Origin of the sequence: Aurantimonas sp. Leaf443 (genome assembly GCF_001425575.1) — a bacterium.
GTDB lineage: Bacteria > Pseudomonadota > Alphaproteobacteria > Rhizobiales > Rhizobiaceae > Leaf443.
Map to the genome: position 1 here is coordinate 431,173 of NZ_LMRD01000008.1, position 23,643 is coordinate 454,815.

The 23,643-nt window shown below is 70.5% G+C and carries 21 protein-coding genes; 2 read left to right on the forward strand and 19 right to left on the reverse strand.

Translation table 11 applies throughout. The features are described from left to right. Positions 1-35: 35 nt before the first annotated feature. The 8 genes from ASG48_RS13375 to ASG48_RS13410 all read right to left on the reverse strand — a co-directional run bounded on the left by ASG48_RS13375 (position 36) and on the right by ASG48_RS13410 (position 7,658). The gene (locus tag ASG48_RS13375) at positions 36-1,034 is read right to left on the reverse strand and encodes an acetamidase/formamidase family protein (protein ID WP_055850489.1); all 999 of its coding nucleotides are present in this window, start codon (positions 1,032-1,034) and stop codon (positions 36-38) included. A 31-nt stretch (positions 1,035-1,065) separates the two neighbouring features. Then, the gene (locus ASG48_RS13380) at positions 1,066-1,782 is read right to left on the reverse strand and encodes an ABC transporter ATP-binding protein (RefSeq protein ID WP_055850492.1); all 717 of its coding nucleotides are present in this window, start codon (positions 1,780-1,782) and stop codon (positions 1,066-1,068) included. Beyond that, positions 1,775-2,494 carry an ABC transporter ATP-binding protein gene (locus ASG48_RS13385; RefSeq protein ID WP_055850494.1) on the reverse strand — a complete coding sequence of 240 codons (720 nt, stop codon included), beginning with the start codon at positions 2,492-2,494 and terminating at the stop codon, positions 1,775-1,777. The genes ASG48_RS13380 and ASG48_RS13385 overlap by 8 nt, the downstream gene beginning before the upstream one ends. After that, complete coding sequence (locus tag ASG48_RS13390; RefSeq protein ID WP_055850499.1) at positions 2,494-3,576, reverse strand: branched-chain amino acid ABC transporter permease; 1,083 nt, start codon at positions 3,574-3,576, stop codon at positions 2,494-2,496. The genes ASG48_RS13385 and ASG48_RS13390 overlap by 1 nt, the downstream gene beginning before the upstream one ends. Positions 3,577-3,578: 2 nt before the next feature. Then, complete coding sequence (locus ASG48_RS13395) at positions 3,579-4,451, reverse strand: branched-chain amino acid ABC transporter permease (RefSeq protein WP_055850503.1); 873 nt, start codon at positions 4,449-4,451, stop codon at positions 3,579-3,581. A 139-nt stretch (positions 4,452-4,590) separates the two neighbouring features. After that, positions 4,591-5,823, reverse strand: a complete 1,233-nt coding sequence (locus tag ASG48_RS13400; protein ID WP_055850506.1) for an urea ABC transporter substrate-binding protein — start codon at positions 5,821-5,823, stop codon at positions 4,591-4,593. Positions 5,824-5,850: 27 nt separating this feature from the next. Then, positions 5,851-6,501 (reverse strand): ANTAR domain-containing protein, encoded by a 651-nt coding sequence (locus tag ASG48_RS13405; protein WP_055850509.1) that lies wholly within the window; start codon positions 6,499-6,501, stop codon positions 5,851-5,853. Beyond that, entirely contained in the window at positions 6,498-7,658 is a 1,161-nt protein-coding gene (locus tag ASG48_RS13410; protein WP_055850708.1) for a transporter substrate-binding domain-containing protein, read from the reverse strand. The genes ASG48_RS13405 and ASG48_RS13410 overlap by 4 nt, the downstream gene beginning before the upstream one ends. A gap of 272 nt (positions 7,659-7,930) precedes the next feature. On the opposite strand from ASG48_RS13410, the gene ASG48_RS13415 reads away from it, so the two are divergent. Continuing rightward, positions 7,931-8,692, forward strand: a complete 762-nt coding sequence (locus ASG48_RS13415) for an SDR family NAD(P)-dependent oxidoreductase (protein WP_055850512.1) — start codon at positions 7,931-7,933, stop codon at positions 8,690-8,692. Positions 8,693-8,855: 163 nt separating this feature from the next. On the opposite strand, the gene ASG48_RS13420 is transcribed toward ASG48_RS13415, so the two are convergent. The 3 genes from ASG48_RS13420 to ASG48_RS13430 all read right to left on the reverse strand — a co-directional run bounded on the left by ASG48_RS13420 (position 8,856) and on the right by ASG48_RS13430 (position 13,434). Continuing rightward, positions 8,856-10,280: a mannose-1-phosphate guanylyltransferase/mannose-6-phosphate isomerase gene (locus tag ASG48_RS13420; RefSeq protein WP_200939598.1), complete on the reverse strand. Its 1,425-nt coding sequence runs from the start codon at positions 10,278-10,280 to the stop codon at positions 8,856-8,858. 174 nt (positions 10,281-10,454) lie between these two features. Then, entirely contained in the window at positions 10,455-11,159 is a 705-nt protein-coding gene (locus tag ASG48_RS13425; protein ID WP_082529455.1) for a dihydrofolate reductase family protein, read from the reverse strand. Positions 11,160-11,403: 244 nt separating this feature from the next. Continuing rightward, positions 11,404-13,434, reverse strand: a complete 2,031-nt coding sequence (locus ASG48_RS13430) for a methyl-accepting chemotaxis protein (protein ID WP_082529456.1) — start codon at positions 13,432-13,434, stop codon at positions 11,404-11,406. Positions 13,435-13,679: 245 nt separating this feature from the next. Here ASG48_RS13430 and ASG48_RS13435 point away from each other — a divergent pair, with 245 nt between their 5' ends. Beyond that, the gene (locus ASG48_RS13435) at positions 13,680-14,084 is read left to right on the forward strand and encodes a host attachment protein (RefSeq protein WP_055850521.1); all 405 of its coding nucleotides are present in this window, start codon (positions 13,680-13,682) and stop codon (positions 14,082-14,084) included. A 321-nt stretch (positions 14,085-14,405) separates the two neighbouring features. Here the strand turns inward: ASG48_RS13435 and ASG48_RS13440 are convergent, their stop codons facing one another. From ASG48_RS13440 to ASG48_RS13475, 8 genes are all read right to left on the reverse strand, one after another. Further along, positions 14,406-14,771, reverse strand: coding sequence for a hypothetical protein (locus ASG48_RS13440; protein WP_055850526.1), 366 nt, complete (start codon positions 14,769-14,771; stop codon positions 14,406-14,408). Between the two features lie 24 nt (positions 14,772-14,795). Further along, entirely contained in the window at positions 14,796-17,942 is a 3,147-nt protein-coding gene (locus ASG48_RS13445; protein ID WP_055850530.1) for an efflux RND transporter permease subunit, read from the reverse strand. 10 nt (positions 17,943-17,952) lie between these two features. Next, a complete protein-coding gene (locus ASG48_RS13450; protein WP_055850533.1) occupies positions 17,953-19,671 on the reverse strand; it encodes an HlyD family efflux transporter periplasmic adaptor subunit in 1,719 nt (572 codons plus the stop codon). Positions 19,672-19,732: 61 nt separating this feature from the next. Continuing rightward, on the reverse strand, positions 19,733-20,149 hold the full coding sequence (locus ASG48_RS13455) for a hypothetical protein (RefSeq protein WP_055850535.1): 417 nt from the start codon (positions 20,147-20,149) through the stop codon (positions 19,733-19,735). 101 nt (positions 20,150-20,250) lie between these two features. Beyond that, positions 20,251-20,958 carry an ABC transporter ATP-binding protein gene (locus tag ASG48_RS13460; protein WP_055850538.1) on the reverse strand — a complete coding sequence of 236 codons (708 nt, stop codon included), beginning with the start codon at positions 20,956-20,958 and terminating at the stop codon, positions 20,251-20,253. Continuing rightward, complete coding sequence (locus tag ASG48_RS13465) at positions 20,955-21,713, reverse strand: ABC transporter ATP-binding protein (protein WP_055850540.1); 759 nt, start codon at positions 21,711-21,713, stop codon at positions 20,955-20,957. Before ASG48_RS13465 ends, ASG48_RS13460 begins: the two co-directional genes overlap by 4 nt. Next, positions 21,710-22,597, reverse strand: a complete 888-nt coding sequence (locus ASG48_RS13470) for a branched-chain amino acid ABC transporter permease (protein WP_055850543.1) — start codon at positions 22,595-22,597, stop codon at positions 21,710-21,712. Before ASG48_RS13470 ends, ASG48_RS13465 begins: the two co-directional genes overlap by 4 nt. Continuing rightward, on the reverse strand, positions 22,597-23,463 hold the full coding sequence (locus ASG48_RS13475; RefSeq protein ID WP_055850546.1) for a branched-chain amino acid ABC transporter permease: 867 nt from the start codon (positions 23,461-23,463) through the stop codon (positions 22,597-22,599). The genes ASG48_RS13470 and ASG48_RS13475 overlap by 1 nt, the downstream gene beginning before the upstream one ends. Positions 23,464-23,643 lie beyond the last annotated feature (180 nt).

A 23,643-nucleotide genomic window follows, 5' to 3' on the forward strand; every position in this document is an offset into this window, starting at 1 on the left:
CCCGCGGCTGCGCGGGAGGCCGGGCCGGGCGCGGATCAGCGCGGCGTGCCGGCGATCGTCTTCAGGACGGAGGCGCCGACCGTGTATTTCGGGTCGACCATGTTGCCGAGGCGGATGCGCCCGCACTGGGTGAGGAGCATGTAGGCGTCGATCTCCTCGAAGCCGAAATCCCTGGCGAGCCAGCGGATCAGCTCGCGATAGGCGCCGCGCGCGGCGTCCTCCATCGGGCGCGAGGAGCCGACCGTCATGTAGAAGCGCTCGTTCTCGAGGCGCGGGGTCCTGATCGTCCAGCCCTTGATGAGGTCGACCTGGACCGTCGTCACCGTCGGATGCTCGATCGCAACCCCGCAGAGCTCGCCGTCGCCTTGCGCGGCATGGCAGTCGCCGAGGAAGAGATAGGCGCCCTTCGTGTTGACCGGCAGGTAGATCACCGCGTCCGGCGCCACGTCCGGCAGGTCCATGTTGCCGCCGTAGTAGTCGGGCACGAGCGAGGAGATCGCCTCGATCTCGGGCGCGGTGCCGATCGTGCCGATGAAGGGCTCGTAGGGCAGCGTGATGCGCTCGTTCCACCGCACGCCGGTCTCGACATCGACATGCAGCTTCTTCACCCGCTCGGGCAGCGGCTCGGTGAGGAGCGCGGTGTCGGCGGTCGGCACGAGGCCGCCGAACTCGGGCATGATGACCGTGGTGCCCCGCGGCTGGGGCCCGCGCGGCACGATGCTCTTGATGTGCACCGCCAGGCAATCGCCCTTCTCGGCGCCGTTGACGTAGATCGGGCCGTTCTGCGGGTTGAGGAAGGGGAAGTTCAGCTTCTCACTCGGCTTGTCCTGTTCGGTCGCGATCGCGCCCTCGAAGGCGTCGTGCGTCTCGGCCGAGATCACCGCGCCCGGATCGACGGCGAGGATCGGCTCGGCGAAGGCGCCGTAGACATAGTGGTACCTGCCCTGGCTCTCCTCGGTGATGGCGTGCTGCGAACGCGCCTCGCCCCGGGCGACGCCCTTGCGGGCCATGAAGGAGTCCTGAAACCAGCTCATGCGAGCCTCCCTGCTTGAAGATGTCGTGCGGTCAGACGGCGAGGTAGCGACGCACCGCGTCGCGGTCGTCGAGCGCGCCCGGCGCGATCTCGGCGGTGATGCGGCCCTTGTCCATGACGTAGGCGCGCTGGGCCATGGCGCGGATCATGTCGATGTTCTGCTCGACGAAGACGATCGTGACGCCGGTCGTGCGGTTCAGCTCGACCATGATGCGGGCGATGTCCTGGACGATGTTGGGCTGGATGCCCTCGGAAAGCTCGTCGAGGAGGATGAGGGCCGGCGCCCCCATCAGGACGCGGCCGATGGCGAGCTGCTGCTGCTGTCCGCCCGACATCGTGCCGGCGCGCTGGGCGCGGCGCTCGGCGAGGATCGGGAAGTAGGAGAAGATCTGCTCCAGCCGCTCGCGCGGCGCCCGATCCCCGCTGATCGCCTCGCCAACGGAGAGGTTTTCGAGCACGCTGAGGCGCGGGAAGACGTCGCGCCCCTGCGGCACGTAGCCGATGCCGAGCCGCGCGCGCCGGTGCGCGGGAAGCGCGTCGACGGCCGTGCCGCGAAAGACGACCGAGCCCCGGTCGGTGGGCAGGAGGCCGATCAGGCTCTTCATCAGCGTCGACTTGCCGACGCCGTTGCGCCCGATCACGGCGACGATCTCGCCCTCGCGCACCTCCATGTCGACGCCCTGGAGCACCGGCTTGCCGCCGTAGCCCGACCAGAGCCCGGCCGTGTTGAGGAGGATTTCCCTACGCATGGACCTCTCCCAGATAGATGGCGGCCACGCGTTCGTCGGCGACGATCTCGTCGATCGTGCCTTGCGCGAAGATCTTGCCGAAATGCAGCACCGTCACGGCCTGGGCGATCTGGCGCACGAAGGCCATGTCGTGCTCGACGGCCAGCACCGTCACCCCGTCGCGGTTGAGCGCCTGCACCATCTCGCCGGTGGCGAAGGTCTCGTCCGGCGTCATGCCGGCCGTCGGCTCGTCGAGGAGGAGGAGCCGCGGTTTGAGCGCGATCGCCATGCCGATCTCCAGCCACTGCTTCTGGCCGTGGCTGAGATTGCCAGCGAGCATGCGCTCGGCGTCCGTCAGCTTCAGGAACTCCAGCAGCCTGTCGATCTCCTCGCCGAGCGAGGCGGCGCTCCTGTGGTGCTGGAGCGCGATCTCCAGATTCTGGCGCACGCTCAGCGCCTTGAAGATGCCGGGCACCTGGAACTTCACGGAGATGCCGCGCCGGATGCGCTGGAAGGGCTTCTCGCGGCTGATGTCGGCGCCCTCGTAGAGGATGGCTCCGCTCGTGGGCAGGTGCTCGCCGAGGATGAGGCGGAAGAAGGTGCTCTTGCCCGCCCCGTTCGGCCCGATCAGGCAGTGGATGCGGCCGCGCTCCAGCGCGAAGTCGACGCCGCCGGTGACGTGCAGGCCGCCGAACCACTTGTTCAGGGCCCGCGTCTCGAGGATCGCGTCCATCACAGCGCCTCCCTTTCCGTCACGCGCCGCCGGAAGCGGCCGGAGAAGAGCGTGCCGGCGGCATGCACGATGCCGTTCGGGGCGACGAGAACGGTAAGGACGAGGAGCACGCCCATCACGACCAGCGCGTACTGGCTGCCGTAGATCGTCAGCGCCTGGAAGCCGGCGAGGACGAGGAGCGTGCCGAGCAGCGTCGTCGTGAGATCCGAACGCCCGCCGACGGCGACCCAGACGATGGGAAGCGAGGCGGCCGTCATGCCCATGGAGGCGGGCGTGATGTAGTTGCCCCAGGACGTGTAGAGGACGCCCGAGAGGCCGGCGAGGCCCGAGCCCACGACGAAGGCGATCAGCTGGTAGCGGCGGATGTCGTAGCCGAGCATCTCGGCGCGCTGCGGGTTCTCGCGGATGGCCACGAGCACGTTGCCGAAGCGCGAGTTCACGAGGATGCGCAGCGCGAGATAGACGATCACCACGAGGGCGAGCGTGATGTAGTAGAGCGGCACGTCGGGAAAGAGCGCGATGTCGCCGCCCGGCCAGGGGATGGTGAGCGAGGGCATGCCGCCCATGCCGTTGAAGCCGTTCAGCCGCGCCGCGCCCACGCGCCATTCCGGCCCGGCGGTCTGGGCCATGAAGCGCTCCAGCACCAGCGTCACCGAGAGGGTGACGATGCCGAGGAAGACGCCGGAGATGCGGCCGAAGAACAGGAAGTAGCCGAGCACGGCGGCGAGCAGCGCCGAGACGGCGACCGAGCCCAGAAGCGCGACGAGCGTCAGCCCGTAGGCGTCGCCGAAATTGATGGAGATGATGCCGTAGGTATAGGCGGCGACCCCGAAGAAGGCGGTCTGCCCGAAGGAGAGCGCCCCGCCATAGCCCCAGATGAGGCTGAGGCCCATGGCCATGAAGGTCCAGTTGAAGAAATACACGTTGTTGCCGACGTCGTAGCCGTCCGCGAAGAGCGGATAGGCGCAGGCGGCGGCGAGGACGAGGGCGAAGGGCGCCCAGAATCTCGGCCCCTTGCCGAGCGTCTGCGGACCTTCGAGAAGCGCCAGCCAGCGGGCCGTCTTGGAGGAGGAGCGCGCCACCGTCAGGACCTTTCGCGCAGGAGGAAGCCGGACAGGCCCTGCGGCAGGACCCGGATGACGACGATGACCGCGACGAGGAGCCCGATCTGGCCGAAGAGCTGGCCCTGCCAGGAGGTGAGCGCGGCCTTGACGATGCCGAGGATGGCGGCGGCGGGCGCGGTGCCGAGGAAAACGTCGGCGCCGCCGACGACGACGGTGACGAAGGCCTCCACCACGAAGGCGCTGCCCATGGTGGGCACCAGCGTCATGGTCGGGGCGTAGAGGCCGCCGGCGAGCCCGGCGAGCGCGGCGCCGAGCCCGAAGGTCAGCGAGTAGATCAGGCTGGTGTTGACGCCGAGCGCCTCGGCGATGTGCGGCACCTGGATCGTGGCCCTGGCGAGCGTGCCGAAGCGCGTCCGGGTGAAGAGCAGCCAGAGGCACAGGAGCAGGAGGAGCGCCGAGCCCATCAGGACGAGGCGGTAGACCGAATAGGAATAAGGACCGACGGCGAAGGAGCCGAAGGGCGTGCCGGTGCCCGGCAGCGAGGAGCCCAGAAGGATCAGCGTGCCCTGCGTGGCGATCATCGAGACGCCCCAGGTGGCCACGATCGTGTCGAGCGGCCGGTCGTAGAGATGGCGGATGATCGCCCGCTCCAGCACCATGCCGACGAGACCGGCGACCGCCGCGCCGAGAAGGATCGCCAGCGGCAGCGGCAGGCCCATGCGCGCCGCGCTCGCCGAGACGTAGGCGCCGCACAGGATGAATTCGCCATGGGCGAGGTTGATGACGCCCATCATGCCGAAGATCACCGCCAGCCCGCAGGCCGACAGGACGAGAAAGGCGAAGGCGTCGCCCGCCTGGTAGAGAAAGGTGAAGGCCCCGTAGAGGAGGTCCATCGTGCCATCCGATGCTGGAACTGTCGGGGCGGGACGCGGCCCGCGCGGGAGCCGGCGCCCCGGCGCAGGCCCTGCGAGGGCTCGCGCGCGGGCGCCGGGCGGTCCGCGGCCCGGCCATGGCGGCCGGGCCGTGGCGCGATCAGCCCTTGGCGGGCGGATTGGAGGGCGTGTACTGCTCGCTCGGGTCGCTCTTGGTCAGGTCGCAGCCCGCCTCGCCCAGCCAGTAGGGCTTGATGTCGTCCCAGACCTTCGGGAAGGTGATCGAGTGGTCCTCGCCCACCTTGGCGAGGTAGATCGTATGCGACATGTGCTGGCTCTTGGGGTCGAGGCAGACCTTGCCCTCGGGCGCGTCGAAGCAGACGTCGCCCTTGGCAATCTCGGCGCGCAGCGCCTCCTTGTCGGTCTTGCCGCCGGCCCGCTCCACCATCTGCTTGTAGAGATAGACGGCGGTGTAGGAGTTCTCGGCCTCCTGGTTGATATAGGGCTCGTCGGGGAACTTCTTGCGCCATTTCTCGACGAAGGCCTTGGAGGCCGGCGTCTCCACCTCCTCGATGTAGTTCACCGTGGCGTACATGTTGGCAAGGCTCGGCGGCTTGAAGCGCTTGTGCTCGTAGCCCTGGCCGACATTGACCGAGGAGGCCATGGGCACCTTCAGATTGGCCGCGCCCGCCTGCTCGTAATAGGAGGCCTGCGCGGTGCCCACCAGCAGCGTCACCAGGACGTCGGGCTTGGCGGCCTGGATGTTCTGGATGGTCTGGGAGAACTGCGAGACGCCGAGCGGGATGAACTCCTCGCCGACCATCTCGCCGCCGTTCTCCTTGACGATGTTGCGCACCCATTCGGCGGAGATCTGGCCGAAATTGTAGTCCGCCGCGATCGTGTAGACCTTCTTGCCGTAGGTCTCCATCATGTAGGGGATCAGCGTCGAGAACTGCTGCTCGGGCACGGCGCCCGTCACGATCATGTTGGCGTCGCAGACGCCGCCCTCGTACTGGTTGTTGTAGAAGGCGAGCCCGTCGAACTGGTTGACGATCGGGCGGTAGGCCTCGCGCGAGGCCGAGGAGAAGCCGGCGAAGACGGCGTCCACCTTGTCGCGCTGCAGCACGCGGCGCATGAATTCCTGGTAGCGCGTGTTGTCGGACTGGGTGTCGTAGACGACGAGTTCCAGCGGACGGCCCGCGATGCCGCCGGCCGCGTTGATCTCCTCGGTCGCCAGTTCGATGCCGTGCACCTTGCCGATCGTGGCGAGGGCGAAGTCGCCGGACTGGTCCTCGAGCACGCCGAGCTTGATCGGCTCCTGGGCGAGGGCCGCGCCGGACAATAGGAGAAGTGTTCCGAGCGCCGCGAGGGCGCCGGAGGATCGCGTCTTCATCTCGTGTCTCCGTGGGTTGGGGGCTCGTCAGTCCGCCGCGGCTTGCAGGCGCTTGGCCGCGACGGGTTCGTCGTCCGGTGTTCCTGCGGCAAGGACGAGGCGCTCGCAGTAGGCCTCGAGGCCGAGACGCTCGCGCATCGCCTCGCGTCGCAGGATCTGGTAGGCGGCCTCGTCGTCGAGGCCGCTCAGCGCCATGGTTCGCACCACGGCCTTGATGACGTGGCGGCGCTGGCGCCGACGCGTCTGGAGCTCGTCGATCGCCGCCTCCTGGGCGGCCCGGCGTGCATGCTCGTTCACGCCGAGATAGAGCGCGGAATAGACGGCCCCGCCATAGACCGGCTTCTGCAGGAAGGCGGTCGCGCCTGCCATGAGCAGCGCCTTCAGCCGGCTCGGCGCCTCGGCCCCGACGAGGCCGATGACGGGGGCGGGCGGCAGCGCGCCGGCCAGCGCGGAAAAGGGGCTCGCGGGACCGGTGAGGTCGCCGTCGACGAAGAGGACGTCGCGCGCCGGCTCCAGCCCCGAAAGGAGCGCCTCGCAGGCCTGCGCGCCCGTCGCCTCCTCCACCTCGAGGCCGAGCTTGGCGAGCGTCGCCGACAGCGCCTCCACCGCCCTCCGGTCGGGCGAGGCCACGAGGGCGCGGCGCTGGCTGAAGTTCTGGACGAGGCGGGCAAGGCTCATGACACGACCCTCAGGGCAGGCTGCAGCATGGGCTGCTCGAGCGCGGCGGAGGAGCGCACGAGATAGGGATCGGGGCGCACCGGCGCCTTGGCCTCCACCAGGATGTCGAACTGGCCGTCGTGCCGGGAGCGCCCGATGCGCGGGGTGAGATAGGCGTGGCGCGTGTCGGGATCGATCGAGACCGTGCCCTGCGGGGCCTCGATGCTCTGGCCGGCCACGCAGCGCCGGACCGCGCCGATCTCGGCCGTGCCCGCGGCCCCGAGCGCCCTGGCGAGCAGCTTGACGGCGACGAAGGCGGCCTCGGCCTCGGCGGAGGCCGCCGGCCCGTCGGGAAAGCTCCGGGCGTAGTCGGAGACGAAGGCGGCATTGGCCTCGCTCTTGACCGAGGCGAAATAGACCGAGGAGCTGAGATGGCCGTCGATCGCCTCCGGCCCGATCTCCATCAGCTCGGGTTCGGAGAGGTTGCAGCTGGCGATGGGCAGGAAGCGCGCCTGGTCGATGCCGCGCGCCCGGCATTCCCGCCGCATAGCCCGGAAGAAGGCGTAGGCGGATTCGCCGATCAGCGAGTTGAAGACGAAGTCGGGCGCGGCGTCGAGGACGGCGGCGACGATGTGGGACATATCCGTCTCCCCCACCGGCAGGTAGCGCTCGGCCAGGACGCTGCCGCCGCGCTGCAGCAGCTCGTCGCGCAGGACGCGGTTGCTCTCCCAGGCCCAGATGTAGTTCGACCCGATGCAGAAGGCGCGCCGTCCGTGGCGGGCGACCAGGAACTCGACCAGCGGCAGGATGTGGTGGTTGGGCGCCGAGCCCGTGTAGACGACGTTCTCCGAACTTTCGAAACCCTCGTAATGGGCGGGGTACCACAGGAGCGCGTCGCGCTTCTCGAAGATCGGGATGACGTCCTTGCGCGAGGAGGACGTGTAGCAGCCGACGACGTGGCGGATGCCCTGCCCCAGCATGGCCTCCACCGCCGGCGCATAGGCCGAGAGGCAGCTCTGCGGATCGACCACGACCGGGTCGAGGCGCAGGCCGGAGCCGGCCGCCTCGTTGACCTGCCGGCAGGCCAGGAGCGCCCCGTTGCGCATCGTCCGCCCCACCGTGCCGTAGGAGCCGGTGGCCGAGAAGAGGATGCCGATCGGGATGCTCGAACCTGTCATCGCACCGTCCAACGCAACAAGCCCCTCAGCATGGAAATGCTGCGGGGCGCCGTTGCCGAAATCGAGGGTCATCAGTCTGGCGCGTTGTTGGGCAGCCTTGCCCTGCGCTTAAAGGTTAGGCTGACCTGTTCGCCCGCCGCTGTCAAGCGGCGTTTTCAAGTCATGCGATGCGACGCGCGGACGGCTTGCGCCGGAGGCCGAAACCCGGCGACGCTCACGCACGGGGGCGCGCCAGGGGGGCGCGCCGCGGCAAGGCAGGATGGAGACAGGCGATGGATCTGGGACTCAAGGGGCGCAAGGCGCTCGTCACCGGCGGCACGCGCGGCATCGGCCTCGCGATCGCCCGAACGCTCGCCGAGGAGGGCGCGGATGTCGCGCTCTGCGCCCGCGACGGGGCGCTCGCGCTGAGCATGGCGGAGGATCTCGCCAGGCTCGGCGTTTCAACCCTCGGCCGTGGCGTCGACGTCTCGGACGCGGCCGCGCTGAAAGGCTTCGTGGAGGAGGCCGCGCGCACGCTGGGCGGGCTCGACATCGTCGTCGCCAATGTCAGCGCGCTCGCCGTCGGGAGCGACGAGGAGAGCTGGCGACAGGGCTTCGAGACCGACATACTGGGCACGGTGCGCCTCGTCGACGCGGCCATGCCGAGCCTCGAGAAGAGCGACTGCGGCTCGATCGTGACGATCGCCTCGGTCTCGGGCCGCGAGATCGACTTCGCCGCCGGCCCCTACGGCGCCTTCAAGGCCGCCCTCATCCACTACACGCAGGGGTTGGCCTATCGCCTGGCGCCCCGGAACATCCGCGCCAACACCGTGTCGCCCGGCAACACCTACTTTCCCGGCGGGGTCTGGACGCAGATCGAGGCCGGCAATCCCGAACTCTTCGCCGCTTCGCTCGCCCTCAACCCGACCGGCCGCATGGCCACCCCGCAGGAGATCGCCAACGCCGCCGTCTTCCTGGCGAGCCCCGTGGCGAGCTTCGTCACCGGCACCAATCTCGTCGTCGACGGCGCCCTCACCCGCGGCGTCCAGTTCTGAACCGGCGGCCTGCGCCGGCCGAAACGCCCGAACGGGCTGGCGGAGCGAACGGGCGAGGCGTCATCCGTCAAACGCCCGGCGCCGCGCCGTCGGCCGCTGCACGCCCGGCGGGAATGCAGCGCGCCGAGGCGCGCCGCACGGTCCGGGCCGGGCGGCGCGTCCGCTACTGGCGGGCGTAGACGTCCTCGATGCGCACGATGTCGTCCTCGCCGGTATAGCTGCCGACCTGGATCTCGATGATCTTCAGGTCGATCTTGCCGGGATTGTGCATCCGGTGCGTGCAGCCGATCGGCAGATAGGCCGCCTCGTTCTCGTGATAGTATTTCACCGTCCCGTCGATCGTCACCTCGGCGGTGCCGTGCACGACGACCCAGTGCTCGGCGCGGTGATGGTGGCGCTGCAGCGAGAGGATGCCGCCGGGCTTGACGCAGATATGCTTCACCTGGAAGCGGTCGCCGATGTCGATGCGCTGGTACCAGCCCCAGGGCCGGTGGATGCGCAGGTGGTCGGTGGCGGCCTCGTGGCCGGCCGCGACGAGCTGGGCGACGAGATCCTTGACCTTGGGCGCCTCGCTCTTGGCCGCGACCAGGACGGCATCGGCGGTGGACACGACCACCACGTCGTCGAGCCCGACGACGGCCGTCAGGATCCCGTCCGAGCGCACGAGGCTGTTGCGGGTGCCGAGAACGCTGACCGGACCCTCGATGACGTTGCCCTGCGCGTCCGCCGGCTTCACGTCGTAGATCGAATCCCAGGAGCCGACGTCGGACCAGCCGAAGGAGGCGCGCACGACGCCGGCCCGCCGCGTCTTCTCCATCACGGCGTAGTCGATCGAGATCTTCGGCGCGCGGCGGAAGGCGTCCGCGTCGAGGCGCAGGAATTCCAGATCCCGCCGGCCGGCGGCGAGCGAGGCCGAGACGGCCGAGACGACGTCGGGCGCCTCCTGGCGCAGTTCCTCCATCATCGCGTCCGCCCGGTAGAGGAAGTTGCCGCTGTTCCAGACGAGCCCGTCCGCCACATAGGCCTCGGCGCGCGCCCGGTCGGGCTTCTCCACGAAGCGCTCGAGCGCGAACGTGCCCTCGACGCCGAGCGGCGCCCCGACCTCGATATAGCCGTAGGCGACGGAGGGAGAGGTCGGCTCGATGCCGAGCGTCATGATGCGCCCGTCCTCGGCGGCCCGCGCCGCGCGCAGGCAGTCCTCGACGAAGGCGTCGGTGCCCGTCACCACGTGGTCGGCCGCCAGCACGAGGCAGATCGCCTCGGGGTCGCGCTCCATGGCCTTCAGTGTTCCGGCCGCAACCGCCGCGGCGGAGTCGCGCCGCTCGGGCTCGAGCAGGATCTCGCCCTCGCGGCCCAGAAGACGCATCTGCTCGGCCACGATGAAGCGGAAGTCGTTGCCGGTGACGACGATCGGAGGCCCGAATTGCGGGCCGCTCACGCGCTCCAGCGTCGCCTGGAACGTCGATCCGCCCGCGTCCATCAGGGGGATGAACTGCTTGGGCATCGTCTCGCGCGACAGCGGCCAGAGCCGTGTGCCGGAGCCGCCCGCCATGATGATCGGAATGATCGTCCGCACTGTGCCTGCCATCCCCGTCGCTCGAGCCTTGCCAAGGCGTTCCTGCGGCACCTCTAATGACGCGCTCCGCCCGCAACAAGGCCGATCTGCGCGCAAGCGCGTGTTTTCGCGAGCGAAGCGGCGACCGGGGCAGGTCGCGAAAGCACGCGCCGGCGCGCGCGGCCGATCGCCGGGGGCGAGCGGCCTTCAGGAGGGGGTGACGGCGTAGCGCAGGTGCAGGAGGTCGTGCTCCAGCGTCTCGACCCCGAGAAGGGTCAGCTCGACCTTGCCCTGGAGACCCTCCGTTCCGAAGACGGCGATGGTCTCCTCGCCGACGCGCCCGACCAGCGCCGGCGCCAGGACGAGGCTCAGTTCGTCGACGAGGCCGGCGGCGAGGAACGAGCCGTTCACGCCCCCGCCCCCCTCCAGCAGCAGATGCCCGATCCCGAATTCGCGCCGCAGCACCGCGAGGGCCGTGCCGAGGTCGATCTCCGGCCCCTCCGCCACGATGTAGGACACGCCGTCGCCGGCAAGCTCCGCCAGGTGGCGGTCCTCGACGCCGCCGCCCAGAAGCACCACGACGGGATCGCCGCCGATATCGCCCTTGGCGAAATGCAGCTTGCCGGAGCGGTCCACCGCGACCGCGTAGGTCTTCGCATCCCGGCGGGCGACATGAACCGGGCGCTCCACCGCGCCGTGCCCGGCCGGCGGGTGCGGCGCGCCCTTGGCCATCTCGGCCATGGTCACGCGGCCGACGAGCCAGGCGTCGGCGGCAATCGCGTCGTGGATCCCCTCGTAGGCCGCGCTCCAGTCCTTCACGACACCCTTCGGGCTCTTCGTGTAGCGGCTGGGATGGAGCCCGCCGTCGAGGGACGAGGTCATGTGGCAGGTGACTTTGGGGCGGTCGTTCACGCGCTTTCCTTCCGGCGATGCTTGAGGTTCGAGGCGTCGAGGGGCGGGGCGCGCCCTCGCCGTCCGACGCCCCTTCCAACGCGTCACGAAGCGCTCGGCTCCCGTCGGAACGGTCCGCCCCTCCGGTTTGCCCCGTTCGGGCGGACGGGCGTCGAAAGGGCGCCGGGCCGAAACGACGGCGCCGTGCGGCTGGCGACGCACGGCGCTGTTCCATCTGGGGGCGTGGCGTTCAGACCGGCGCGCCTCAGGCGCGGCGTCGCTCGAACCCTCCGTCGAGATCAACGTCGAAGCCCTGCGCCGCGACCGGGGCGGCCTTCGGCGGCGAGGCCGGCCGCAGCGCGGTCACGGTCGCGGCGGGGGCCGGCGCGTGGACCGCGCCGCCTTGGCCCATGCCCTCCAGCCGGAAGAAGCCCGTCCGCTCGTTGAGGTTCACGGCCTCGCCGGACAGGGCCTCGGCGGTCGCCGTCATCTCGGTCGCCGCGCCCGAATTGGCCTGGGTGACCTGGTCGAGCTGGGTGATGGCCTGGTTGATCTGCTCGATGCCGACGGACTGCTCGCGGCAGGCCGCCGAGATTTCCGAGACCAGTTCGGCCGTGCGCTGGATGTCCGGCACGAGCGCGGAGAGCATGCGGCCGGCCTCGTCGGAGATGGAGAGCGTGGAGCTCGACAGTTCGCCGATCTCGGTCGCCGCGGCCTGACTGCGCTCGGCGAGCTTGCGCACTTCGGACGCCACCACCGCGAAGCCCTTGCCGTGGGTGCCCGCGCGCGCGGCCTCGATGGCCGCGTTCAGGGCCAGAAGGTCGGTCTGGCGCGCGATCTCCTGCACGACGCGGATCTTGTCGGAAATGGCGCGCATCGCCTCCACCGCCTTGGAGACCGCCTCGCCGCTCTTCTCGGCGCTGACGCTCGCCTGGCGGGCGATCGTCTCGGTCTGCGTGGCGTTGTCGGCGTTCTGGCGCACGTTCGCCGTCATCTGCTCGACGGCGGCGGAAGTCTCCTCGGAGGCTGCGGCCTGCTCGGTCGAGCCCGAGGAGAGCTGTTCGGCGGTCGCCGCCGACTGGCGCGAGCCGCTCGCCACCTGCGCGGCCGAGTCGATGACGCCCGAGACGATCTCGTTCAGCTTCACCCGCATCTGGCAGATCGTCGTCAGCAGATCTCCAATCTCGTCGCGATAGTTGTGGGCGATGCGTTCGGAAATGTCGCCGCCGCCGATCTTGCGGGCGTGGTGCATGGCGAGCTTGAGCCCGCGATCAATGGAGACCGAAATCCAGGACGCCGCCGCGATGCCGAGGCAAACGGCGACGACAATGACGATTACGAGCATGTTTCTGGTCGAGATGTAGGTTTTCTCGGTCGTCTCCTGCATGGCCGTGGCCACCTTGCCCTCGAATGCGATAAGATCGGCGACCTGGTTGTTGATCTCCAGAGTAAGCGGGCGCACCGTGTTGATGGCGATGTTGGTGGCCTCGGCGTCGGTATTGACGGTGCCGAGCGCGAATATCTTCTGCATCACGGCGAGCAGCTCGTCGGCGGAAGCTGCGACTTCGTTGATCTGGACCGCGAAGGGTGTGGCCAAGCCGGCAGCCCTGTAATCGTCTAAGTGTTTGCGAAAACTCGCAAGCCCGTCCGCGAAGACTGGCTTTGCAGCATCGATCCGCGCCGGATCGCTCTCGGCGACGGCCGTGATCATCAGGAAGCGCAATGTCTGCAGTTCGACGCGCAGGTCGGCGTTGATGGAGCGCGCCGGCCCGTCGAAGCCGCCGGCGAGCATGGCCTGGCGCGTGGCGTTGAGGCGCTCCAGCATCCGGGTCCCGAGAAGCCCGCCCTTCTGCGCGTTGAGTTCCAGCGCCCGGACGATGGAATTCTGCTGCGAGAGGTCCATCGCCCTGATGGCGGCCTCCTTCCACGCCTGGAGATTGGCGAGGATCGCGTTCGCCTCGGCCACGGCCCCCGTCTCCGCCGGGGTGATGGCGTCGCGGAACTCGGTCAGCGTCTTCACGACGCTGGCATGGGTATCTTCCACGGTCTTGCGGCGCTCGAGCTTCAGCGCGTCGTCGTCAACCATGACAAGTGCGTTCAGCGAGCGCCCCATCGTCTCGACCCGTCGCGCGATCTCGCCGAGGCGGTTGGACTGGGTGTAGGGACCCTTGGCAAAGTCCTTCATCGTGTCGTTGGCCGAGCCGAGACTGGCGATGCCGAGGTAACCGGAAACGGCGAGCATGAGGAGTACGGCCCCGAAGGCACCGGCAAGTTTCGTCCTAATCGTGAGGCGCATCGCGTGGGTCCACCGGGAGGAAATGATGCCCTAGCGATAGCGGTAGAAAATTGATGAGCGATCTACGATCCCGGGCCCGCGGGCAGCACGATTCGTTAACCCGTCCGTGCTTGCGGCCGGTTCCTCCGCGGATCACGGGCGCGCCGCGCATCCTTTGGCCCCCGGCGGCGTTGGGCAGGCATGAAGGATCGGCGCACCGATCGATCGGGCACGCGCCGGGCGCGTGCGGCAGATGGAGAGACGAGATGGAACTTCCCCAGGGCGCGACGGTCGCCGTCGCAGACGGCCAGAAGCTCAGCCTGTTCGTGAACGAGGGCGACGCGGCGAACCCGAAGCTCGCAGCCCAGCCGAACGTCGCGGTCAACACCGACAACAAGAGCGGCGGCATGGGCCATAGCAGTTCATCGGCCAATCCCGACGACGACACGCAGGACGAGGACGGCTTCTCCGCCGGCGTCGTGGCGATCCTCAACAAGCATGCCGTCGAGGGCAAGCTGAAGCACCTCGTCGTCGTCGCCGCGCCCCGGGCGCTCGGCGAGATGCGCAAGCACTACCATGCCAAGCTGAAGGACGTGCTCGTCGGCGAGATCTCCAAGGACCTCACCGGCCACACGAGCGCCGAGATCGAGAAGGCCATCGCCGCGGCCTGACCGCCGCGCCGCGACCGGCCGCCACCGCGCCCCGGCGCGGGCGGCCGCCTTCGATCGCATCACGAAGATGCCGGCGGAGGAAGGCTCCTGCCCTCCTCCGCCGGCGATGCATGAAACGGGTCCCGCGGGCGGCCGCGATCCAGCCCGCGAGGCGTTCCGCGGCCCCGTCCGAAGGTCCGCCGGGCATGGCGGCAGGGACCTCTGCCTGGGCCGCCGCCAGAGGCGCGGCGACGGCGGCGATCCGGACCTGTCCCCTCGGTGTTCTCCCTTGATGGTCTCCGGTCGTCTTCGGTCCGGGACGGATGACCGCCGCCCCTGCGGTCAGTCGAACTTCGCCTGCGAGGTCTTGCCGTCGGGGCCGGTGAGCTGGACCGCTCCCTTGACGGGCCCCTCGGACGGGCTTGCGAGCGTCCCCGACAGGAACGGACCGGACGCGCTGAGCGGGATCCGGGCGGGCTTGCCGCCGAGAAGGAGGAGCGCGGTGCCCTTGAAGCCGTCGGCCGGCAGCGGCGCGTCGGCGGCATCGCTCACGAACACCTTCACCTCGCTTCCCGCCGCGACGAGCTCGACATGGAGGGCGCCGGCATCGACGAGCGTGCCGCCGTTCGGCCCCTTGCGGGGTTCGTGGGCGCCGGCGTCCCCCGAGGCGAGGAGGGCGGCGGCGAGGATCAGCGTGCGGATGGTCATGGGGTCGGGTCTCCGGTGACGGGATCAGAAGGAATGGGCGGGGCTTGCGCCCGGCGACGGCGCGGTGGCCTGCGGGGCGGCGGCGCGGGCGGCGTCCACGAGGCGCCTCAGCGGTTTCTCGCCGTAGCGCAGGAAGAGGACCGGGGTCAGGACCGTGTCGAGCAGCGTCGAGGAGACGAGGCCCCCGAAGATCGTCACCGCGACGGGGTGGAGGATCTCCTTGCCCGGCGCCGCGGCGTCGATCATCAGCGGCACCAGCGCGACGCCGGCCGACAGGGCCGTCATCAGGACGGGGGTGAGCCGCTCCAGACTGCCGCGCATCACGAGATCGCGCCCGAAGGGCAGCCCTTCGTGGATCGACAGGTTGATGATGTGGCTGATCTTCAGGATGCCGTTGCGGGCCGCGATGCCCGTCAGCGTGATGAAGCCGATCATCGAGGCGACCGACAGGGGCTGGCCGGAGATCCAGAGCGCCGCGACGGAGCCGATGAGGGCGAGCGGGATGCTGCCGAGGATGATCAGCGTGAACACGGCCGAGCGGTAGCGGCTGTAGAGGATCGCGAAGATCATCGCGAGCGAGACCAGGGACAGGAGGCCGATCGTGCGGCTCGCCTCCTCCTGCGCCTGGAAGGTGCCCTCGAGGCTGGTCGAGAAGCCGGGCGGCAGGGCCGCGCCGGCGACCTCGGCCCGGATGCGCTCGACGACCTGCGCCATGTCGGCATCGCCCGCGGCGTTCGCGAGCACCACGACGCGGCGCTGCCCGTTCTCGCGCAGGATCTGGTTCGGCCCGTCGGTCTCGCGCAGCTCGGCGATCTCGCGCACGGGGATCCAGCCGGCCGGCGTCTCGATCAGGAGATCGCCGAGGGCCTGCGTCGTGCGCTCGGCGTCGCCGAGCCGCATGACGACGTCGTAGGTGCGGTTGCCGTCGACGAGGCGCGAGACGACCCGGCCGTTGGAGAGCTGCTCCAGCTCCCGCGTGACCTTGGCCGGCTGGATGCCGAAGAGGGCCGCGCGCGCATAGTCGATGCGGATCTCGAGCTGCGGGATGCGCACCTGCTTCTCGACCTGGAGGTCGACGACGCCGGGAACGCTCGCAAGGCGGCCCCTCAGGCTCTCGGCGACGCTGCGCAGCGTGTCGATGTCCTCGCCATAGACCTTGAGCGCGATCTGCGCCCGCACGCCCGACAGCATGTGGTCGAGGCGATGCGAGATCGGCTGGCCGATATTGATCGACACCGGCAGGACCGACAGGCGCGAGCGGATGTCCGCCTCGATCGCCGTCTTGGGACGGCCCGTCTCGAGGTCGACCTCGATCTCGGACGAGTGCACGCCCTCGGCATGCTCGTCGAGCTCGGCGCGGCCCGTCCGCCGTCCGACGACGGAGACTTCCGGCACTTCCAGGATGAGGCGTTCGGCGATGAGGCCGACCCGGTGCGACTCCGCCAGCGAGATGCCGGGGTTGAAGGCCATGCTGATCGTCAGCGTGCCCTCGTTGAAGGGCGGCAGGAAGGCGCGCGGCAGGGCGGTGGCGGCGAGGGCCGCCAGGCCGACGGCCAGGGCGGCGCAGGCCATCAGCGCGCGCGGCCAGCGGAAGGCGCGCTCGAGCAGCGCCCGGTTGCCGGCCTTCAGCCACCGCACGAGGGCGCTCTCGCGCTCGTCGAGGCGTTTGAGCCCCGGCAGGAGATAATAGGCCATGACCGGGGTCAGCGTGATCGAGACCACGAGACTGGCGAGGATCGAGACGATGTAGGCCTGGCCGAGCGGCGCGAAGAGCCGCCCCTCGATGCCCGACAGGGCGAAGAGCGGCACGAAGACGAGGACGATGATCACGGTGGCATAGACGATGCCCGAGCGCACCTCCTGCGAGGCGGAGACGACGACGTCGAAGACGGAGCGCGGATTGCCGAGCTCGCGGTTCTCCCGCAGGCGCCGGAAGATGTTCTCGACGTCCACCACCGCATCGTCGACGAGCTCGCCGATCGCGATGGCGAGGCCCCCGAGCGTCATCGTGTTGATGGAGAGGCCCATGAGGTGGAAGACGATCCCGGTCGCCAGGATCGAGACCGGGATGGCCGTCAGCGAGATCACGGTGGTGCGCACGTTGAGGAGGAAGGCGAAGAGGACGACCGCCACCACGGCGATGGCCTCCAGAAGCACCGTCTCGACATTCTTCACCGAGGTCTCGATGAAGTCGGCCTGACGGAACAGGACCTGGTCGGCCTCGATGCCGCCGGGAAGCGAGGCGCTGACCTCGCCGAGGGCCGCTTCCAGCTGGCGGGTCAGGGTGACGGTGTCGACATCCGGCTGCTTCTCGATCGAGACGATCACGGCGGGCCGGCCCATATAGCCGGCCTCGCCGCGCTTCTGGCGCGCGCCGAACGAGACGTCCGCCACCTGATCGAGGAGGACGGGCCGCGTGTCGACGGTCGCGACGACGAGGCTGCGCAGATCGTCGAGGCTGAGGCTGCGGCCGACGTTCCGGATCAGGAACTCGCGGGCATATTGATCGGTGAAGCCGCCGCCCGTGTTGGCGCCGAAGGCGGTCAGCGCCGCCTCGACCTGGTCCAGCGTGACGCCGAGCGCGCGCAGGGCGGCCGGGTTCGGGGCGACGCGATACTGGCGCACCTCGCCGCCGATCGGGATGACCTGCGCGACGCCGGGCACGGACAGGAGGCGCGGGCGCAGTAAAGCGTCCGCCGCCTCGCGCAAGGCCATCGGCGACACGCCGTCGGGCGCCGTCACGGCGACCAGCATGACCTGCCCCATGATCGAGGAGATCGGCCCCATCTGCGGCGAGACCTCGGGCGGGAGCTGGCTGCGCACGAGCGCCAGCTTCTCGGCGATCTGCTGGCGGTTCAGGTAGATGTCGGTGTCCCAGTCGAACTCGACATAGACGATGGAGAGGCCGACGCCCGAGACGGACCGCACGCGGGAGACGCCCGGCAGGCCGTTCATCTGCGTCTCGATCGGAGAGGTGACGAGCTGCTCCACCTCGGGCGGCGCGAGCCCCTCGGCCTCCGTCATGACGGTGACGGTCGGCCGGTTCAGGTCGGGAAAGACGTCGACGGGAAGGCGCGCCGAGACGAAGGCGCCGTAGAGGACGAGCACCGCCGCCATCGCCAGGACGAGCATGCGGTTGCGCAGGGACTGCGTGACGAGGACCGTGAACATGGACGCGCCCTCAACGGATCTGGTTGAGGAGCTCGGCGCCCTCGGTCACGACGCGGCTGCCCGCCTCGATGCCGGCGGCGACCAGAACCCGCTCGCCGTCGAGCGGCAGGACGCGCACCTCGCGCGGCTCGAAGCGCTCGGCCCCGACATGGAGGAAGACGAGATCCTGCCCGTTGGCGCCGCGCAGGACGCTCCGGCGCGGCAGGGCGAGGCCCGTCTGCGTCTCCTCGGTCTGCGCGAGAACCGTCAGCATCTGGCCCGGACGCAGGCCCTCGGCGGGGCCCTCGACGCTGAACTGGACGGGCAGCGCCTGCGAGCGGTCGGAAAGGCCGGAGCCCTCGAATCTCAGCGCGAGAGGCTTCACGCCCTCGCCCATCGCCGAAGCGGTGGAGAAGGTACCGGACGAGCCGTAGGCCAGCGCCTCGACCCAGAGGCGCGTCGGGTCGACGATGTGGAAGACGACGGCGTCGCTGCGCGTCATCTGCCCGGCGACGGCGCCGGCGGCCGCGATCACGCCGGAGACCGGCGCCACCAGCGCCTCCGGCTTCACCTGCACCTCGTCGATCGCGGCGCGCCGGTCGCGAAGGCCCTCGAGTTCGATCCGCGTCTCGTCGAGCGTCGTCTGGGCGACCGCGCCGCTCCTCACCAGCGTCTGCGCCCGGCGCACCCGCTGCTCGGCGATGGAGATCGCCTGGTCGAGCTCGCTGAGCCGCTGCGCGAGGTCCGACTGGTCGATCGTCTCGATGGAGGACGCGACGTAGGCGAGCACGTCCCCCGCCTTCACGCGCGCGCCGAGGCGGGGAAAGCCGCCCGGCGGCGGCGACAGGCGTCCGGCGACGGAGGCCTGGACATAGCCGCTGGCGTTCGGGTCGGGGATGACGCGGCCGGGCATCTCGACGCTGCGCCGGTGGTCGGCGGGCGCCGTCACGACCGTGCGCAGGGCGAGGATGCGCTGGGTCGGCTTGGGCACGAAGACGGCGCCGTCGGGCAGGCGCTGCGCGAGGTCGCGCCCGGCCGGATCGCCGGCGAGCGGCGCCGGTGCCGCGGGCGGCGGGGCGCCATGGTCGTGCCCCTCGTGCGCCAGCGCCACCGAGGTGCCGAAGAGAAAGACGAGGACGCCCGCCGCGGCCATCGCGGCGACGGCCCGGCGGCGCAGGATCGCCATGACGAGGAGGCCGAGCGCGAAGCCCAGCGCCCCGACGGCCAGAAGGGCGGGGTCGTTGCGCGACAGCCTCGCCTTGAGGTCGACGGAGAGCGCCTCGCGCATCTCGCTCGCGAGCGCCGATCCGACCAGCCAGCCCGGAGCCTGCGCCACGACGGGCGCCCGCGCCTCGGGAATGGCAAGGGTCGCCGTCAGGAAGTCGGCCTCCTCGCCGCTGGTGACGGTCACGATGAGGTCGTGGCTGCCCGCCTGCGCGGCCCAGGGCGCGTCGAGGCGGTAGAACTCGCCCTCGGCGGTCGCCGTGGCGGGCCCGGCGGGGGTCTCGACCTCGATCGTCGCGCCGATGACGGGCTCGTTGGTCTCGAACCGGTCGAGATGGATCTCCAGCGACGTGCCGCGCGCCACCGCGACCAGCTCGAAGAGGGCGCTCTGCGCCTCGGCGCGCGGCGCGGCCGTCGCGGTGGCGGCGGGGGGCGGGGCGCCGTGGTCGTGCCCCTCGTGGGCGCGCACGGGCACGGCAAGCGTCAGGACGGCCAGCACGGCCGCGGTCACAAGTCGGGAATACATTGGGAAAGGCCCCAGGGTCTGAAACATCGCTCGGGGCGCGCGCAGGCGCCCGGCCGCACTGTCAGACCGTGGGTCTCGGGGGCCGGATCAGTCCGTCGACCGGGGCGCCGCGCAGGGCGTCGGCCGGCCGGGCGGGGTCGTGGCAGGCGGGCGCCGGCGCCGCAAACGCCCGGCCGGAGCTGCCGACCGTCGCGGCCATGCAATTCGCCATGCCCGTCCCGCAGCAGGTGGTCCCGGCCGTGCGGTGGCCGCCGACCGCGTCGTCCGATCCGGTCGCGCCGGCCCGAAGGGCCTCGTCGCCGTCCGTTCCGGAAGCCGCCGCGCGGTCCTCGAGAGCGGCAAGGACCCGCACCGGCGCCTCGACCGCCGCCGGACCATGGGCGCCATGCGCCTGCGCCGCCGACGAACAGAGCAGCGCGAGGCCCACGACCACGAGGGTCGCGAGAAGCGAGGCCATCTTGTTCGAAACGAACGACATGGCGTCCATCCTATCGCGTCGGGGCGGGATCGGCAACGCGGCGCGGCGGCCGCGGACACCGCGCGTCGAGCGGGCCTTTCCGAAGCCGCCGCCGCGCCGCGTCAGGCGTGGGCCTGGCCGAGATAGAGGCTGGCGGCGCGCTCGTCGTCGAGAAGCGCGCGGGCCGGACCCTTCAGCGCCACCTTGCCGATGTCGAGGATGTAGCCGACATCGGAGATCGCCAGCGCCTGACGGGCGCGCTGCTCGATGAGGAGCACCGCCGTGCCCTGCCCGGCAAGCCCGGCGATGCGGCGGAAACTGTCCTCGACGAGGGCGGGCGAGAGCGCCGCGGTCGGCTCGTCGAGCACGACGAGGCGCGGGCGCGTCATCAGCGCGCGGGCGAAGGCGAGCTGCTGGCGCTCGCCCCCGGACAGGCTGCCGGCGCGCGCCTTCGGGCGCTCGGCCAGCGCCGGGAAGAGGGCGAAGAGCTCGGCGATGCGGGCGCGCCGGTCCCGGACCCCTTCCACCACCTCCAGGTTTTCGGTGACGGTCAGCGGCGCGAAGACGTTGGCGACCTGCGGCACGTAGCCGATGCCGAGGCCCGCCCGCTTCTCGGCGGGCACGCGCGCGAGGTCCGTTCCCTCCAGGAGGATGCGCCCGCCCACGCGCGGCAGGAGGCCGACCACGGCTTTGGCCAGCGTCGACTTGCCCGCGCCGTTGGTGCCCGCGATGGTCACGACCTGTCCCGCGTCGACCGCGACGTCGATGCCGTTCAGGATGTCGACCTCCGAATAGCCCCCGGTCAGGGCCTCGATCGCCAAAAGGCTCATGACAGACCTCCGAGATAGGCTTCGCGCACGCGCGGATCGGCGAGGACATCGGCGGGCCGCCCGCTGGCGATGAGCCGGCCGCGATCCATCACGTGCAGCGTGGTGACGAGGCGCGACAGGGCGCCGAGGTCGTGCTCGATGACGAGGAAGCCGATGCCGCGCGCGTTGAGCTCGCGCACCCGCGCCGAGATTTCCTCGATGAGCACCGGATTGACGCCGGCGAAGGGCTCGTCGAGGAGGATCGTGCGCGCGCCCGTCATCAGCGCGCGGCCGAGCTCCACGAGCTTCTTCTGGCCGCCCGACAGCTGGCCGGCCGAGACCTCGGCGACGCGCGCGAGGTTGAGGAAGGCGAGGAGCGCGTCGACCTTCTCGCCGAGCTCCGCCTCCTGGCGCCGCACGCGGCGGGGCGCCAGGAAGAGCGAGCCCAGCGTCTCGCCGGCCTGCCCGGGCGCGGCCGCCATCAGGTTCTCGCGCACGCTGAGATGGGAGAACTCGCGCGGCACCTGGAAGGTGCGGACCAGCCCGCGGCGCGCCCTCTCGCTCGGCGACACGCGCCGCAGCGGCTGGCCGTCGAACGAGACCTCGCCGGCATCGGCGTCGAGAAAGCCGGTGACGATCGAGAACAGGGTCGACTTGCCCGCGCCGTTCGGCCCGATCAGCCCGACGAGATCGCCGGTCGGCACCGAGAAGGTGACGTCGTCGGTGACGCGCACGGCACCGTAGGATTTCATGAGATGGCTGACGTCGAGACTCATCGCCGGGTGAAGTCTCCCATGAGGCCCTGGGGCCGGTAGAGGGTGAAGAGCACGAGGGCGAGACCGACGAGGAGGATGCGGATCTCGGCCATGGCCGCGCCCGAGACGAAGGGCAGGACGTCCGGCAGGAAGCGCGAGCCTTCGAGAAGAAGCATGAGGACGAGCGTGCCGATCACCGCGCCGGAGATGCGGCCTGCGCCCCCCAGGATCATCGCCATCCAGATCTGGAAGGTGACGAGGGGGATGAACTGGTCGGGCGTGACGTAGCCGACGTAATGGGCGTAGAAGCTGCCGCCGAGCGCGGAGAGGGCCGCGCCGACCATCAGAACCTGCGTCTTGAAGCGGGCGGGGTCCTTGCCGAGCGCGCTGACCGCCTCCTCGTTGTCGCGGATCGCGCCGATGATGCGGCCGAAGGGCGAGCGGGCGATGCGGCGCATGGCCAGGACGACGGCGAGATTGACGAGGAGCAGCGTGCCGAGGACGAGAAGGGGCTGCACGGTGCGCGCCTCGGCGAAGGCGAAGAGGCGCGGGATTCCGGGAATGCCCTGCACGCCCGCGGTCAGTTCCTGCTCGCTGATGATGGCGACGCGCACGACCTCGGAGAAGCCGAGCGTGGCGATGGCGAAATAGTCGTCGCGAAGGCGCAGGGCGATGAGGCCGATCGGCCAGGCCGCCGCGACCGCCAGGAGCATGCCCGCCGCGAAGCCGACGAGGATCGGCCAGCCCATCGTGGAGAGGATGGCCGACGCGTAGGCGCCGATGGCGAAGAAGCCGACGAGGCCGAAATTGGTGAGGCCGGTCAGACCGTATTGCAGGTTCAGCCCGAGCGTCAGGAGGGCGTAGATCGCCACGAAGATCGCGACGGCGAGGATATAGGCTTCCATCAGCGGGCTCCGTCCTGGCGGCCGAACAGGCCGCGCGGTCGCACGAGGAGAACGAGCATGAGGACGACGAAGGCGACGGCGATCTTGTAGGTGAAGCCGACGAACGGGGTCGCCAGTTCCTGCACCACGCCCAGGAGGACGCCCGCCACCACCGCGCCCAGCGGGTGGCCGATGCCGCCGAGGACGGCCGCGGCGAAGGCCGGCAGGAGCATGTTCCAGCCCATGTCGGGCGTCACCACCGTCTTCATGCCGAGGATGAGGCCCGCCATGGCCGAGACCGCGCCGGCCAGCGCCCAGAGCGCGAGCATCACGCGCACCGGGTCGATGCCCGAGACGCGCGCGAGCGCGGGATCGGCCGAAACGGCGCGCATGCGCCGGCCGATCGCCGTCTTCTCCAGGATGAGGAAGACTGCGATCAGCGTGACGAGCGTGACGCCGGCGAGCTTCAGGTCGGTCGGCTGGATCCGCAGGTCGAGGAAGACGATCGGGCGCGTCAGCGGCACGCGGAAGACCTGCGGCTGCTGCCCGTAGAGCAGGCCGAGACCGGCGCGGATCATGAAGCCGACGCCGATCGAGGCGAGCAGCGACATGACCGGGCTGCGATGGGCGAGCTTGCGGAAGATCAGGAGATAGAGGGCGACGTTGAGGAGGAGGCCGGCCAGGAGCGCGCCGGCGCCGCCCAGGATCATCGAGCCGGTCGCCCCCGCGGCCGCGAGCGCGGCATAGGCGCTGAGCGACATGACGTCGCCGGTGGCGGCATTGGGAAAGCGGGCCACCCCGAAGACGAGAGTGACGGCGAGCGCGCCGAGCCCGATCACCAGGCCGGACATCAGCCCGGACAGGAGCAGATCGAAGAAGCTTGTCATGGGTCCCGCGATTGGATGGAGGGGGCCGGAAAGGGCGGCGGCAGGGCACGGCGCGCCCCTTGCCGGGCCCGGCGGGCGGCGCGTCCGGTAGAGGCGCGCGACGGTCGGGCGACCGGACGCCGCCGGCCGGCGCGCCGGGCTGCGACGGCCTGGATGGATGCCGGCCACCCAAGGGCGTGG